Source organism: Myxococcus qinghaiensis (assembly GCF_024198215.1).
GTDB lineage: Bacteria > Myxococcota > Myxococcia > Myxococcales > Myxococcaceae > Myxococcus > Myxococcus qinghaiensis.
In genome coordinates, this window is the sequence record NZ_JAKCFA010000037.1 from 1 (window position 1) to 13,673 (window position 13,673).

Below are 13,673 nucleotides of genomic sequence, written 5' to 3' on the forward strand. Positions count from 1 at the left end.
ACCTGGGACTGCTTCTACTCCCGGAACGAAGGAGCGAGAGGCGCTACCCACGAGTCGTAAAGATAAAAATGAGCAACTACGACAAGAAGTGGGTGAAACGCCCCCGCCCTAACTGACCGGCATTGGCGCTAGCCGCAGGCAGAACAGGGTCTGCTCCTGCATCCCCCACGAGTAGCTCGCCAACGCCTTGTCCCCGTCGGAAGTCCGCATCCCCGCATCGAGGGACTCGGGTGCCAGCGAGAGCTGCTCGTTCCGCCCACCGCCGCGGATGTGCTCCAGGCGCGAGTGAACCGCGTCCTGGACCGGTGTCACGAACGTCCGATTCACGCGCTCCCGCCATTCACGCACCAGCTTCCGGAGAAGCTCGGCCGCGTCGGCCCGGGTCTTGATCTGCTGGTGCTCCTCCGTCGCCAGCACGAGCCGCTCCTCCGCTTCCCCCAGTCGCGAGTACACCCCCACCTCCGCCGCCTGCCCCAGCAGCGTCTCCGCCCGGGTGATTCGCTCCTGGGCCGTCTTCTCGTCCCCCATGACTCGCTCACGCGCCTCCTCGAGCTGCCGACGCTGCGTGGCCGCCCGCTCCTCCGGGCTCGGCAGCTTCGCCCTCAACCCCTTCACCATGTTCTCCAGACGCACCAGCTCGCCCTGAGCTCGCTCGACCTCGGCCCCGAGCTGCTCCAGTGACATGCCCAGCGCCTGAAGCTGGGCCTTCATCGTCAACTCCAGTTCTCGCGCCGTCTGCGTCGCGGAGTCTCGCGCCTGGGTGAGCGTCCGCACCTGCTTCTCCGCCTCGCGATACGCCGCCTCCGCGTCGGCCTTCTTCTTCTCCCGCTCCTTCACCTCCTGCTTGCGGAGCTTCAGCTCCTCGGAGAGCACCGCGAGCTCCGGAAACGGGTGCGTGGCCAGCTCTTGAACCGAGAGGTTGAGCTGTCCCGCCAGCGTCCCCACCTTCCCCGCCAGCTCACGCCGCCTGTCCCGGAGTTCCTCCATACTCTCGACGCCCGCGGTCTCCAGGAACGTTGTCCGGGCGCCTTCGTGCTTCTGTTGCTCCTGGAGCACCACCCGCTGCGACTCCCACTCGGCACGCAGCCCGTGTGGGCTCTCGACGCCATGCTCGTGGAGGCGGCGCGCCAGCTCCTTGCGGAACTTCTCCACGTCCGCCTGGAGACTCCCAATCTCCTCGGCCTGGGTGCGAACACTCACCTCGCCCACACCCTGGATGCGCAGACTGCCCGCGCTCACGCCCGCGAACAGCTTCTCTTCGGCCTTCGCCAGCTTGAGGCGTTGGACGCGCCCCTCTGCTTCCCACTCGATGCTCCGGGCCCCCTCGGGCTTGAAGACGACCTCGATTCCCCGCACCTCCAGCTTGTCGTGCGCCTGTCGCAGCTTGCGCTCGACATCCTCCACGCGCTTGACGTCGGTCTCGGACAACGGCCTCAACGCCGCTGTCTTTCGCCGCAGCCCCTCCACGGCGACCTCCAGTCGCTCTCCCTGCTTGAGCTGTCCGTCCAGCCGCTGCTGCTCCACCAGCACCTGCCGAGCCTGGTCCAGCAGGCGTCCGCGTTCTTTTCGCTGCTCCGCCTGCTCCTGTTCGCCGAGCCGCGCCTGGTAAGAATCTCGGGCCTGCCGCTGCGACTCCTCCCGGCCACCCATGTCATCCTGGGCCTTCTTGAGGAGCGGCTCCGTCTTCGTCGCGAGAGTCTGGTGCAGCGTCACTTTCTGGCGGAGTGCGAGCAACTCCCGCTGCTTGCCGTCCAGATGCGCCCACTCCTGACGCTGGCGCTCCACATCCTTGTCCCGAAGCGCGATCTGCTGCTCCAGCTTCGCCTCCACCTCGACACGTGCTTGAAGCGCCGTGAGTCGCGTCTCGAAGTCCGCCCGCTCTCCCGCGAGGTCAGCCAGAGCGCTCCTCGCCTCCTCCATGTCCCGGGCATGCGCCGCACTCGCCTCCTGCTCTGCACGAAGTCTCTTCACCTCTTCCTCGATGGACGCCACGAGCGTCGCCCTCCCCACCAGCTCGCTGCCCGTCGCCGCCTTGCCCTTCTTCTCCGTGAAGAACTCGAGATAGGCGGCCTCCACCCGCTTCAGCACCTCCTGTTCCTGCTGACTCATCGCCGCGACACCCACGGCCGCCATGAGCCGCGCCTTCAGGGACATATCCATTTCCGGCAACACATGACGCTCGGGGGATTGATTCAGCCAGAGCAGTCGGGCCAGCCCCCAGTGCCCCATCTTCGTCGCACCGGACTGTGCTTCTCGGGAGAGCAGGAACCCTCGCGCCATTTCATCCGACCGCTGCGAGTCCGCGAGCCGCTCGAACCGGGTCCCCGTCCACTCGTCCAGCAGGCTCGTGGCATCGTCCAGGAACGCCTTCTCCAGGCGATAGCGCTTCCCTCCTGACTCCAGCTCGACCGTCACGCGAGGCGACAACGTCGTCCCCCACGGACGCAGGTTCTGTATCTCCTTGTCCTTGGTCGAGTTCCGGTCGAACAGCGCCCGCGCGAGGGCCAGGACGAGGCTCGACTTCCCCGCCTCGTTCGGCGCATGGACGACATGGATGCCCACTCCCAATCCCTTCAACTCCACGGGATTTCGGAAGCAACGGAAGTGCTGAACGCGAAGTCCGCGCAGAATCATCGCCACGCCTCCATCACCAGCTCCGACAAGAGACTGCGGGCAGCGAGCCGGCCAGCCTCCGACACATCCGCCAGTCCAGGAGACGAGGGCCGGGACAACTCCTCCAGGAGTGAAGCGACCAGGGGGCTGGAAGCAGCCGCCTTGGCCAGCAGCCCCTCCACTTCGGCTTTCTGAATGTCGCATCGATCGACAACGACATGCAGGAACGCCCTGCCCAGAAGCCCCTCCTTGAGCCGCGCCAGCACCGGCGTCGCGGCTTCCGAGGACACCCCCATGGTGCGAAGCCGCAGCAGCGTCCTGGCCGGCTGCGCCGTATCCCTCACGAGCCCCAGGACGCGCTCGGCCTCCCGCTCCGCATCCTTGCCCAGGTCCAGCTCCACCGTGCGCCACTGCAACACGCCGGTGGAGACCGGGGTCAGTCGGGGCGGCGCGCCTCGCGACGCGAGCTCCACGAGCAAGGCCTGTCCCGAGCCGTCCTCGCCGAACTTCGTCGCCTCATGCGCCCCCGCATAGGCGGTGCGCCCCTCGTGGACGTACTGCCCATGCCAGTGCCCCAAAGCGAGGTAGTCGAGCCCGACCCGGCTCACGGCATCCAGGCCAATGGGAAAGTCGTCTGCGGCATGCTTCCCCTCGATGCGAAGTGAGCCGTGCGCCACGCCTACACGGATGGCATCCACGTTCGCACGAGCTCGCCACGAGGCTGTCGGGTCCTTCATTCCTTTCTTCTGTCGAAGCGGGGCGGCCAGCAACACCGCCGACGTCCCTGGAATGGGAACGGGCGCATCACCATCCAACATGTAGACCCGAGCGGGCCGCTGCTTCCAGGAGGCCCGGTGGTAGACGGCGTCAGGCGTCAGCGCGTCATGGTTGCCCGGAAGGACGAACACCGGCGCCCGCGAGCCCTCCAACACCGACACCACCTGATGAACGAGCCGGTCCTCGACCAGATTGTCCTCGAAGATGTCGCCCGCGAGCACGACGGCATCCACCTGATGGCGGTTCGCCGCCTCAATGACATTGCGAGCCGCCTCCAACCGCGCATCACGCACCGAGGACGCCACCTGGGCCACGTGTCTTGCCCGAAGCCCCATCTGCCAATCCGCGGAATGAAGAATCCTGACCATGCCTCACCGAGCTGCCGCGAAGTCCAGACGCGGCGGGAAGGAGTGTCGACCCGAACTCGATACACGGTACCGACACACGGGAAGGTCAGGACATACCTCCCGAGGAGTAGCCTCTCCCCCCGCAGGCCCTACCCGATGAGTGAGGACGCACCCACCCGGGTAACAAATATCAAACGCATCAATCCATCCGAGGGGCGTGTCTTTGTCCCAGAGGCTCCGCTAGGATCGATGCATGCACCCGCTCACCGCCAGCGTGGCTCGACTCCAGCCAGACAGGCGGAGTCCGGCCCTCTCGGGTGTTCCATGCCTGGGAGGTAGGGCGACGGGCCGGAAGGGCATCTACCACTGGGGTGGTAGGGACAGCTTTCCCCTCTCCCGTCTATGGAGAGGAAAAAGGGGATGAACATGGCAACCCATCGGAAACCTGGCTGAGCCACCACGGACGGGGCCGGCCCTTCCTCCGGCCCCGCCCGTGGCACCCAGTCACCCGGCCGGCTCAGAACTCCGGCAGGGACAACAGATTGTCGACAACACTGATGTTCGGCACCGACCGCAGGTAGGCCGGTCGCGCATTGACGACCTCCACCCGAGCATCCACGGGCAGGGCCTGGACCCTCGCATCGCCACCGTCTTCAATCCATTCCACCATCTGCTGCCGCGTACTCGTCCCCGTCATGAGTCCATCACGCCAGCGAACCCGTGAGATGTGCTCAAGCCTCCGCCCGCCCTCGAGGTGGATGTGAGTGATGTAACGCATGGCGCCCCCGCTCGCGTGGATGTCCTGCTTCGAGCGGGAGAATGGCGGGGGCCGGGTGGGTTGTCTCTACCTCGGGAGAGGTATGGAAGCTCACAGCTCACGGAAGATGGCCGGATATACGACGCGCGTCGTGCGAGCCGACAGCAGCACGGCGGACTGCTCCTCCACGTCCGTCAGCGTCCGGAGCACCGTCGCCAGCTCCTCCACGTGGTCTCCATCCAGTCCACCGTGGGCCCGCAGGAACGTCACCGACTTGCCGATGTTGGGAATGGCCGCGACCTGGACCAGCCGCTCGGACGCCTCCGTCGCTCGCGCCAGGGAGAGGTACTCCAACACATAGGACGTCCCCAGGACCGCGGTGGGGATGCCCGCCCGGGAGGTGAAGAAGTTCCAGCCGGTGTAGGCCTCCACGCCAGGGCACGGCTCCATCGCGTGGACCTGCTCCTGCGAGCAGCCCAGGTTGTACAGGTCGGCGAGCAGCCAGCGCTCGTGCCCGCGCTCCTCCGCGGCCTTCTGGAGCAGCAGCTCCGCCAATCGCGGGTGCCGGCCCAACCGATTGAGCCGCTCCCCCGCGCTCTTCAGCAGCGGAGTGCTCCAGCGCGCGTAGTGATACGTCTGCACCAGGTAGTGGATGTAGCCCTCACGGTCCAAAGTGCCCGCGAACAGGCGGCTCGCGTCGGGATGCGCATCCAACGTCGCCACCAGGGCGCGCGCCTCCTGCTCCAGCAGGCCCACCCAATCCATCGGCTTCGAGCACTCCAGCGTCATCTGCACGGACGTCTCCTGTCCGGGGCTCACGCTCCCGGCTGTTACGGGTTGAAGGTGAAGGAAGAAATGCGGCGGGGCTGGGGGTCAGCCGGCGCGACGCAGGAGGCCGTCGAGCGCGCGGAACCGCTCCAAGGTGCTGCCGGGGACGTCGTCGAGCGCGGCGATGAGCGGCAGGATGAAGCGGCCGAAGCTCGCGTCGTAGAGCGGCCCGGAGATGAACCGCGCGCCCATCTTCCGGGCGAAGAGACAGGGCGCCCTCGGCATCCGCAGCCCGTCCAGGCGGCCCCACCGCGCGCGCTCACGCTCCGCGGGCGTATAGAAGGGACTGCTGGGGAACACCGGCGCCTCGCTCGGCTCCGAGTCGCGCACCCGCCAGCGGGGGCTCGTCCATCCCCGGTACGCCGCGACCTGGGCACTGAGACGGGCGTCCTCCCACGAGTCCGTCTCCAGGTTCGCCGCTGCAATCCAGTGCGTCACGCCGCGCCGCCGGCTCTCCGCGTAGATACCCGCCTGCAGATGCGCCACCGCCTCGGAGTGCCGCCAGCGCTCGAGTACGCAGAAGCGCGCGGTCTCCGCGAACACCATGCCCGGCCCGCCCACGCCCGACAGGTCCAGCCGCTGCTCCAGCTCGATGCCCAGCCGCCCACCCGTGGCGAGCGCCACCTCGGGGTTCGTCATCAACATCCGCAGCGTCGCCACCGGCTCGCGGTCCGCGTAGACGACCAGATGCACCGTGGTCTCCAGCGTGTCGAAGCAACTCACCTCCCGCCTCGACGGAGAGGACTTCGCGGTCATCAGCTTCAGCTCTCCCCCAAACACAGCCCAACGGACGCGAAGCGCGTCATCGAGCTCTCGCTGGGTGGTGGCAACTCGGCAGTGCATGGACGTCATGGGTTCCCTCACGAACTCAGGTCGGTCGCGGCGGCTCGCCGTCTCCTGTCCCTTCATTCGTTGCCGGGATCCAAAGTGCGCACGGCGCTGATTTCTCCGGCGCAAGCCCGGCGGCATACCACCTGGGAGGTACAGACAGAGGGACTGGCCTCCAGCAACCTTTCATGGAGATGCACAAACCCACCTCCGTCGAACTCGCCAGGGTGGGAACGAACATACATGTCGCAGTCAACCCGAGAGCGGGCAGGAGTTTCCCGGCGAGGAGTGGGGATGAGGTTTCCATCACAAGCGGAGGAACAGGCACTTCATGAGCGCGTCCTTAAAAAGAACGAGGCACTGGCCTCCCAGGATGTCTTCAGGGTCTTCATGGACCCCATCACCCGAGTGCTTTGCCGCAGCCGGAGAAGACCCGAAGACGACGAGGCGTACGACGCGGTCTGCGACGTCCTCATGGAGTATCTGGAGAATCCCGAACGGTACCAGGCCCACAGGAGCCGTCTGTCCTCGTATCTGACACGGAACGCCGAAATGCAGGCCCGGGATACGCACCGCGCCCGGGAGGCCCGCCAGCGCCGAGAAAGGGAATTCGGGGAGGTAATCGAACTTCGCGCGACGGCTCCGAATAGAAGCCTGGAGATCAACGTGGAGGTGGGGCACCTCATGGGACGACTCGAACAGGCCATTCAGGAGCGGGACCGGGCCGCCTTCGGGCTCATCCTCCAAGGTGAGCGCTCCACCGACGCCCTGGCCAAGGCCATGAACCTGCCGACGCTGCCGGAGAAAGAGCTCCGCCGCGAGGTGAAACGGAACCGGGACCGCCTCATGAAGACCCTGGGACGGATCGGGAAGGAGGAGTGAGATGTCGAACCCTGATTGGCTCGAACGGGCCGCCCTGCGTGCCCAGCGCGCGTCCTGGACGCTTGCCTATACATTCGAGAGGTATCGCCAACTGGAGGAGCGGACCGAGGCCGAACTCGCGCGGGACCTGTGCTGCACGCGGGAAGTCCTCTACTGGCTGTGTCTGTGCCGCAAACCCGAGGGCCCGGACTTCGACACCCAGGTCACCGCCATCACCGAACGTCATGAAGTGAATCGCAAGGCGCTGGTCGACGTGATTCGACACGTCGAAATCGTGGAGGCCCTGTCCAAGCAGGTCACGGCCGCCAACGGAGAGGAACCTCCCCTCCAGATGGCCGCGAGAGACCGCGTCCCGGGCGAGAAGACGAGTCCATGACGCCGCTCTGGCTCGAGGAGGCCGTGGAGGAGTGTGGCTTCACGGCCCCCTCGCGCTTCCCACGAAACCTGTCGACGGAGATTCCCTCGCGGCTCTCCGTCAAGGTGGTGGCCCTGCCCCACCTGACGCAACAGGCCGTGAGGGACTGGCTCTTGCGCCGGGGCATCCGTCAGCCCGTCGAGGGTGATGCGAATGACTTCCATGGCTGCATGGTGGCGAAAGCCGGACACGGCTTCCTGTTCGTGGACAGGTCCGAGGAAAACGCCGAGCAGCGCTTCACCGTCGCGCACGAACTGTCGCACTTCATCCTGGACCAATGGCTTCCACGCCAGCGGGCCTTGCGGGTGTTTGGCGAGCAGATACTGCCGGTGCTCGACGGCCTGCGTGAGCCCACGCCAGAAGAGTCCATGACGGCCCTCTTCGAGAAGCTCTCGCTGGGGCCTCCGGTCGACCTCATGGCCCGCGATGCCTCCGGGCACTACGCCCGTCGCGCGGTGATGGACTCCGAGTGGCGCGCGGACCTGCTGGCCCTGGAACTGCTGGCTCCGGCGAGGCTCGTGGCGCCCCTGGTGATGGACATTCCCGCCGAGGAGGCCACGGGCCTGCTGTTCTTCCGGTACGGACTTCCCCGGCAGAAGGCCGACACCTACGTCCAGGAGTTGCGCCGCCGCCTGCGCACTCCGCGATTTTCCATCGAGAAGTTCCTGGGAGTGGAGGGAGGGTAGACATGTCGAGCAGGCTTCCACCGGAAGAGACAGGTGAGTTGTTTGGGGATGACGACTATCGGGAGACGTTCGGCGAGGACGTGACCTCCGTGTTGGACCTCGACCGATGGTCCACGGGGCTCGACCTGGACAAGGTCATGGAGAGATTCCGGAGCGAGATTGCCGGAGCCATGCACAAGGAGGGGCGGCTGCGCACCCTCGTCCGCAACGAGATTCTCCCCCGACTGTCCACCCGCAGCGGCATGCTTCCCGAGGCAGGGGTCTACAAAGTCACGCCAGAGGAGCTGTCGCTCATCCATGAGCGGCTGCTCTTCCAGGGCAAGGTCGACGCCGTGGCCGGCAGCTCCGTGAACCACGACAGCCTGCCCATCGGCATCTCCCAGATTGGCGTGGGGGTCGTCGGCTACCAGGGGAACTCCGGCGCCTTTTCGAAGCGCCTGTTTCGCAAGGAGATGGCCGCGCGAAACACGAATCCCGCCCAGGAAGCGATGGACTACATCAACATGCGCCAGAACCGCTTCCAGGGGAACAAAGACACCCTGTCCCGGATGGCGCGTCGGGGCATCCGGACCTATGCGGAGCGGGCCGCTCTCTTGAACAAGTCCTCCGCCGAGTGGCGGATGGGCATTGGCAATCCCTGCGCGCACGAGCTGCTCTCCGGCTCCGGCTACATGACCCTGCTGGAGCGCTCGCTGTCCGTGCTCCAGCGTGTCATCCATGAACACAAGAAGTTCGTCTTCGTCTCCGGCTCACTCCAGGACCGGGGATTCCTGACGATGGGCTTCGCGCTCGACGCGGGCGAGTACGCGCTCCTCGAGACGCTCGAGAGTGATGGCGAGCACATCGTCGGGGGCTGGGAGTACGGAGGCCGGAGCAAGCGCATGGCCTGGGAGTTCGTGCGCGACTCGAGCTCGTGCGTCGTGAAGGGACTGTTCCGGATTTCGGACCACTCCCCTCCCCGGCTGTTCTACGCGCACCGCGAGCACGTGCACGAGGCCGCCTGGGTCGCCATGGCCGACAGCGTGCTGCGTCCCGAGCGCGGCTTTCCCCTGCTGCTCGACGTCGCGGAGATGTCCTGCCGCAGCGCCTTTGGCGACGACGGCTTCCTGGGGCTGGTCCACGACGCGTATGCCCAGGCGGGCGCCAATCTCCAGTTCTTCAGTGAGCGCAGCATGCGCCGGTAGGGGGAGACACCATGTCCCATGATGGCAAGGGTCCGAGGTCACCAGGTCCAGGGCTGTTCGACAACACCCCGAGTCGTGCACCGCATGGTCTGAACGGCCACCCGGCGCCGCTCCATGCCCTCGGAGGACCTCGCGGTGAGCCACCGCGCCAGGGGCCGCCCACGGGCGGTGAGCCTCGCAGGCAGTCGTCTCCGGTACCGCCGTCCCGCACGGCTCCTCCGCCGTCGAGCAGACCCTCGCCACCGGAACCACCTCCTCCAGCAGCTCCGCCGCCGATGACCGCGCGCGAGGGACGCGGCGGCGTCGTCCGCGCGACACCGCCGGAGGCTCGCGCCGCGCTCGAGGAACTGAGGAACGACACGACGGCGGCCCCGCTCGACCCCGAGCTGGAGCTGGCCGCGGGCTTCACCCACTTCGACACCACGTCGAGCGAGGACAACCTGCTCACCGTCCTGCTTGCCCGCGACGACATCCACCTGCTCGCGTCCCAGACGCTGGTGCGGGTGAAGTCCCGCGAGGACAAGCGCACCTACCTGGGGGTCGTCGTCCGAGGCCCCTTCGCGGAACCCAACGCCGTCCCCGCCAACTCGACGATGGCCATTGGCGTGGTGACGCACGGCAAGAAGCTCACATACACGTTCGACTACCACGGTCGCGCGGAGGTGGAGCTCCTGGGCGAAGAGGTGGAGGGCACGCTGAAGCCTCCCCGCTTCCGGCCGCGTCCCCAGAGCCCCGTGTTCGTACTGGATGACAAGGAGAGCGAGCGTGTGCTCGGCGTGGGCGGCGACCTGTGCCTGGGCGTCGTCGTGGGTTACGAGCGGATGGAGGCCCGCCTCAACGCGCGCGACAAGTCCGTCCTGCCCCGCCACACCGGCATCATCGGGACGACGGGCGGCGGCAAGTCCACCACCGTGGCCACGCTCATCCACCGCGCCCAGGCGGAGGGCATCGCCACCGTCATCTTCGACGTGGAGGGTGAGTACACGCATGTGGATGAACCCACGGACCACGTCGCCATGCTGGAGGCCCTCAAGCGCAGGGGCCAGCGGCCTCAAGGCGTCAGGGACCTGCACCTCCACCACCTGACGGGCCGCTCCAGCCGCAACCCGCGCCACAAGAACCTGCACCGCTTCGCCCTCAACTTCTCCAGCCTGTCACCCTATGCCCTGGCCGAAATCCTGGACATGTCGGATGCGCAGCAGGAGCGATTCCTCAAGGCCTACGACGTCACCAAGCTGCTCCTGGAGGACTTCAAGATCTTCCCGATAAGCGAGCAGGAGAGACAACAGGCGCTGGACGTGGACGAGCTGTCGACAGGATATCCCCGGATGACCATCCAGCATGTGCTGGATGTCGTGAGCGCCTACATCTACAGCCTCAGTGACGAGGGCCGCGCGGAGGCCAGGCCCCGTCCTCGCGCCTCGTCACGACGCAGGGAGCCCCTGTTGGAGGCACTCGAGGGACTGGATGCCCCAGCACCCGAAGAGGCCTCGCCTCCGCCGGGCAACGCCCTCACACTCTACAGCGACTTCAAGAGCAACCCGGGAATGGTCATGCGCCGGGTGATGGCCCAGAGCAGCCGGCACGAAATCAGTTGGAAGGCCCTGGCCAGCAAGCTTCACCGCCTGCGTCGCCTCAACATCTTCGACGTGGGGTCAGCTCCGGGCGTGGCCTACAACTCGATGCTCGCACCAGGACGCGTGTCGGTCATCGACCTGTCGGACACGGACTCGCCCCAGCTCAACAACCTGGTCATCGCCGACATCCTGCGAGGACTTCAGGAGGCGCAGGAGGCGCGCTACGAGAAGGCGAACAACCAGGACCAGGCCGTCACCCCCGTGCTCATCATCATCGAGGAGGCACACGAGTTCCTGTCCGCCAGCCGCATCAGCCAGATGCCCGTGCTCTTCGAGCAGGTCGCCCGCATCGCCAAGCGCGGACGCAAGCGCTGGCTCGGGCTCGTCTTCGTCACGCAGCTGCCTCAACATCTCCCCAATGAGGTGCTGGGCCTGCTCAACAACTTCATCATCCACAAGATGACCGACAGCTCCGTCATCTCCCGCATGCAACGCACGGTGGGAAGCATCGACGAGAGCCTCTGGAACCGGGTGACCCGGCTCGCGCCAGGTCAGGCCCTGGTCTCCTTCAGCAACTTCGCCCGCCCGCTGATGGTGGCGGTCGACCCCGCCCCGGTGAAGCGCCTGCTCGTCGACTGAGCTGGCGTTACTTCCCGCCCTCCGCACGCCATTTATCGTAGGCCTTGACCAGCTTATCGACAGGGGCGTGCACTGGGTGGGAAGCGGGAGCCACCACGAGAAATTGCCTGAAGTGCTCGATTCCCGCCTCCCTCATGTTGAGTTCTTCAAAGGACAGCCCGCGCATCAAGTGGCAGTCGGCATTGTCGGGGGCCACCGCCAAGCACTCGGCGGTGACAGCCAGCACCTCCCGGTGTTCCTTCCGCTTGCGCAAATCCCTGGCGCGGCGAACCAGGTCATTCACAGAGGGCGGGGGAGCAGCGGCGTCGTAGACAACCGTGTAGCCAGTGGTCGATGGCTTCGCCTTTGAGACAGGTTTCGAAGGGGCCGGACGCTGCACGGGCTTCCTCGCCTCACTCCTCCTCGAATACTCCTCCATCAGCGTCCGCGCGGTTCCGACCAGTGAATGCTCGGGATGGCGCTCGACGAAGCGCTGATACCGACTCACGGCTTCATCGAAGCGCCCTTCTCTCGCCAGGCTGGCGCCGGAGATCATCAGGCACTCGGCGTGGTCCTCCACCGTCTCAAGACATTGTTTCGCGAAGTCGATAGCGCTCTGATAGGAGCCCCCATCAAGCGCCCTCTGGGCCCACTTCCGGTACGACTCCGCCACCTCGGCGGCGGACTTGGGTTTGGGAGGCATGCCCCCTATCTGTCCCGGAATCGGATACGCGGGATTGACCCCACTGTCTCGTGTCGCCACGGGCGCGGCTGGAGCGTCCCTTCCCTTTCCGGTCGCATCCCATAGGAACGCGTAGGCACCCAACCCCAGGCCCACCACCAGCAGCACGACGAGCGCGCTCCCCAGGACCCGACTCGACGGCTTGCCCCGTGGCGCGGGCGCCACCGCCGCATGGTCCTCCGGTGGGGCCACCACCGCCGGCAACAGCTTGCGCTTCGTCCGCTGTGGCAACGGCTTCGGCATCCCGTCCTGGCTCAAGCCCCCTTCCATCGCCGCTCGGGACGGTGTCGAAGAGGGTGCGTCCGCCGGCTGCCGCCACAGGGTCAGCTCATCGACGAAGGAGGAGGGCACGGACAACTCCCGTCCCTCTTGCGCCACGTCCTCGCGAAACAATGACCGCGTCAGATAGGCCAGGTTCATCGCCGAGAACCGAGGCGCATGCGAATACAGGAATCCCGCCAGCGCATCCCCGAAGGCATTCGCCGACTCGTAGCGCCCCGAGGCCTCCACGGACAGCGCCTTCATGACCAGCGCGTCGAGCTCCGCTGGAAGCTCCGGGAATACCGCCCGGGGCGAGGGGAACTCGCCGTGCGCCATGCGCATCAGCACCGCGGCCTGGGTGCCCGTCACCGGCAACTGGCCACAGAGCATTTCGTACAACACCAGCCCCGTGGCCCAGACATCCGTGCGCGCATCCACCTCCAGCCCCCGGGCCTGCTCCGGGGAGAAGAACATGAACTTCCCCTTCACCACCCCGGGCTCCGTCTGGAAGTTGCGAACCAGGCGAGCCTTGGCGATGCCGAAGTCGACAATCTTCACCTGGCCCTCGTAGCTGATGAGGACGTTGTCAGGGGAGATGTCGCGATGGACGATGCCCAGCGGCATCCCCTTGTCGCCCGTGCGCGTATGCGCGTAGTGCAGGCCTCGGCACATCTCCACGGCGATGTATGTCGCAAGCGGAATGGGCAACCGTGGCAGGCCCGTCTTCGCCGCGCGCTTCAGGATGTGGTGCAGCGGCTGGCCGTCCACCAACTCCATCGCCAGGTAGTACTGACCCTCCACGCGGCCGAAGTCGAGGACCTGCGCGATGTTGCCATGGGACAACGTGGCGGAGATGCGCGCTTCGTTGATGAACATCGACACGAAGGCGTCGTCCGCCACGAACTCAGGAAGCACCTTCTTGATGAGGACGGCCTTCGTCACGCCGGCGTCGCCCGTCCACCGGGCTCGCCACGTCTCCGCCATTCCGCCCCGACCAAGCCAGGACACCAGCTCGTATCGGCCAAACCTGTCGCCGGGTTGCAAGGCCATGTCAGTGCAGACCCTACCGCATATTCCTGGCAGCCAGAACTTGCCGGGCCCTTCGGGCAGACCACGCAGAGCACGACGGCCCAGGTCATCCCCAGGGCCGTCCAGGGA

At 66.5% G+C, this 13,673-nt stretch carries 11 protein-coding genes; 5 read left to right on the forward strand and 6 right to left on the reverse strand.

Annotated features, from left to right (window positions below):
* Positions 1 to 108 precede the first annotated feature (108 nt).
* The 5 genes from LZ199_RS42425 to LZ199_RS42445 all read right to left on the reverse strand — a co-directional run bounded on the left by LZ199_RS42425 (position 109) and on the right by LZ199_RS42445 (position 6,174).
* Positions 109 to 2,634 carry a hypothetical protein gene (locus tag LZ199_RS42425; RefSeq protein WP_253999574.1) on the reverse strand — a complete coding sequence of 842 codons (2,526 nt, stop codon included), beginning with the start codon at positions 2,632 to 2,634 and terminating at the stop codon, positions 109 to 111.
* On the reverse strand, positions 2,631 to 3,758 hold the full coding sequence (locus tag LZ199_RS42430; RefSeq protein WP_256569832.1) for a metallophosphoesterase family protein: 1,128 nt from the start codon (positions 3,756 to 3,758) through the stop codon (positions 2,631 to 2,633). The genes LZ199_RS42425 and LZ199_RS42430 overlap by 4 nt, the downstream gene beginning before the upstream one ends.
* A gap of 496 nt (positions 3,759 to 4,254) precedes the next feature.
* Positions 4,255 to 4,515 carry a DUF3892 domain-containing protein gene (locus LZ199_RS42435; protein WP_253999522.1) on the reverse strand — a complete coding sequence of 87 codons (261 nt, stop codon included), beginning with the start codon at positions 4,513 to 4,515 and terminating at the stop codon, positions 4,255 to 4,257.
* 90 nt (positions 4,516 to 4,605) lie between these two features.
* Positions 4,606 to 5,283, reverse strand: coding sequence for an iron-containing redox enzyme family protein (locus LZ199_RS42440; RefSeq protein ID WP_253999573.1), 678 nt, complete (start codon positions 5,281 to 5,283; stop codon positions 4,606 to 4,608).
* Between the two features lie 84 nt (positions 5,284 to 5,367).
* Entirely contained in the window at positions 5,368 to 6,174 is an 807-nt protein-coding gene (locus LZ199_RS42445) for a GNAT family N-acyltransferase (protein ID WP_253999523.1), read from the reverse strand.
* A gap of 270 nt (positions 6,175 to 6,444) precedes the next feature.
* Between LZ199_RS42445 and LZ199_RS42450 the strand changes: the two genes are divergently transcribed.
* From LZ199_RS42450 to LZ199_RS42470, 5 genes are all read left to right on the forward strand, one after another.
* Entirely contained in the window at positions 6,445 to 7,032 is a 588-nt protein-coding gene (locus LZ199_RS42450) for an RNA polymerase sigma factor (protein WP_253999524.1), read from the forward strand.
* A 1-nt stretch (position 7,033) separates the two neighbouring features.
* On the forward strand, positions 7,034 to 7,408 hold the full coding sequence (locus LZ199_RS42455; protein WP_253999525.1) for a hypothetical protein: 375 nt from the start codon (positions 7,034 to 7,036) through the stop codon (positions 7,406 to 7,408).
* Positions 7,405 to 8,133, forward strand: coding sequence for an ImmA/IrrE family metallo-endopeptidase (locus LZ199_RS42460; RefSeq protein ID WP_253999526.1), 729 nt, complete (start codon positions 7,405 to 7,407; stop codon positions 8,131 to 8,133). The genes LZ199_RS42455 and LZ199_RS42460 overlap by 4 nt, the downstream gene beginning before the upstream one ends.
* Positions 8,134 to 8,135: 2 nt before the next feature.
* Complete coding sequence (locus tag LZ199_RS42465; RefSeq protein ID WP_253999527.1) at positions 8,136 to 9,317, forward strand: hypothetical protein; 1,182 nt, start codon at positions 8,136 to 8,138, stop codon at positions 9,315 to 9,317.
* A gap of 275 nt (positions 9,318 to 9,592) precedes the next feature.
* Positions 9,593 to 11,533 (forward strand): ATP-binding protein, encoded by a 1,941-nt coding sequence (locus LZ199_RS42470; RefSeq protein ID WP_253999528.1) that lies wholly within the window; start codon positions 9,593 to 9,595, stop codon positions 11,531 to 11,533.
* A 7-nt stretch (positions 11,534 to 11,540) separates the two neighbouring features.
* Here LZ199_RS42470 and LZ199_RS42475 read toward each other — a convergent pair whose 3' ends face one another.
* Positions 11,541 to 13,565 carry a serine/threonine-protein kinase gene (locus LZ199_RS42475; protein WP_253999529.1) on the reverse strand — a complete coding sequence of 675 codons (2,025 nt, stop codon included), beginning with the start codon at positions 13,563 to 13,565 and terminating at the stop codon, positions 11,541 to 11,543.
* Between the last annotated feature and the right edge of the window lie 108 nt (positions 13,566 to 13,673).

Bases quoted from the DNA above. Each gene is read 5' to 3' on its own strand.
- LZ199_RS42470 (WP_253999528.1), top strand. From the start codon at position 9,593: ATGACCGCGCGCGAGGGACGCGGCGGCGTCGTCCGCGCGACACCGCCG.
- LZ199_RS42455 (WP_253999525.1), top strand. From the start codon at position 7,034: ATGTCGAACCCTGATTGGCTCGAACGGGCCGCCCTGCGTGCCCAGCGC.
- LZ199_RS42450 (WP_253999524.1), top strand. From the start codon at position 6,445: ATGAGGTTTCCATCACAAGCGGAGGAACAGGCACTTCATGAGCGCGTC.
- LZ199_RS42430 (WP_256569832.1), bottom strand. From the start codon at position 3,758: ATGGTCAGGATTCTTCATTCCGCGGATTGGCAGATGGGGCTTCGGGCA.
- LZ199_RS42465 (WP_253999527.1), top strand. From the start codon at position 8,136: ATGTCGAGCAGGCTTCCACCGGAAGAGACAGGTGAGTTGTTTGGGGAT.
- LZ199_RS42435 (WP_253999522.1), bottom strand. From the start codon at position 4,515: ATGCGTTACATCACTCACATCCACCTCGAGGGCGGGCGGAGGCTTGAG.
- LZ199_RS42440 (WP_253999573.1), bottom strand. From the start codon at position 5,283: ATGACGCTGGAGTGCTCGAAGCCGATGGATTGGGTGGGCCTGCTGGAG.
- LZ199_RS42475 (WP_253999529.1), bottom strand. From the start codon at position 13,565: ATGGCCTTGCAACCCGGCGACAGGTTTGGCCGATACGAGCTGGTGTCC.
- LZ199_RS42445 (WP_253999523.1), bottom strand. From the start codon at position 6,174: ATGACGTCCATGCACTGCCGAGTTGCCACCACCCAGCGAGAGCTCGAT.
- LZ199_RS42425 (WP_253999574.1), bottom strand. From the start codon at position 2,634: ATGATTCTGCGCGGACTTCGCGTTCAGCACTTCCGTTGCTTCCGAAAT.
- LZ199_RS42460 (WP_253999526.1), top strand. From the start codon at position 7,405: ATGACGCCGCTCTGGCTCGAGGAGGCCGTGGAGGAGTGTGGCTTCACG.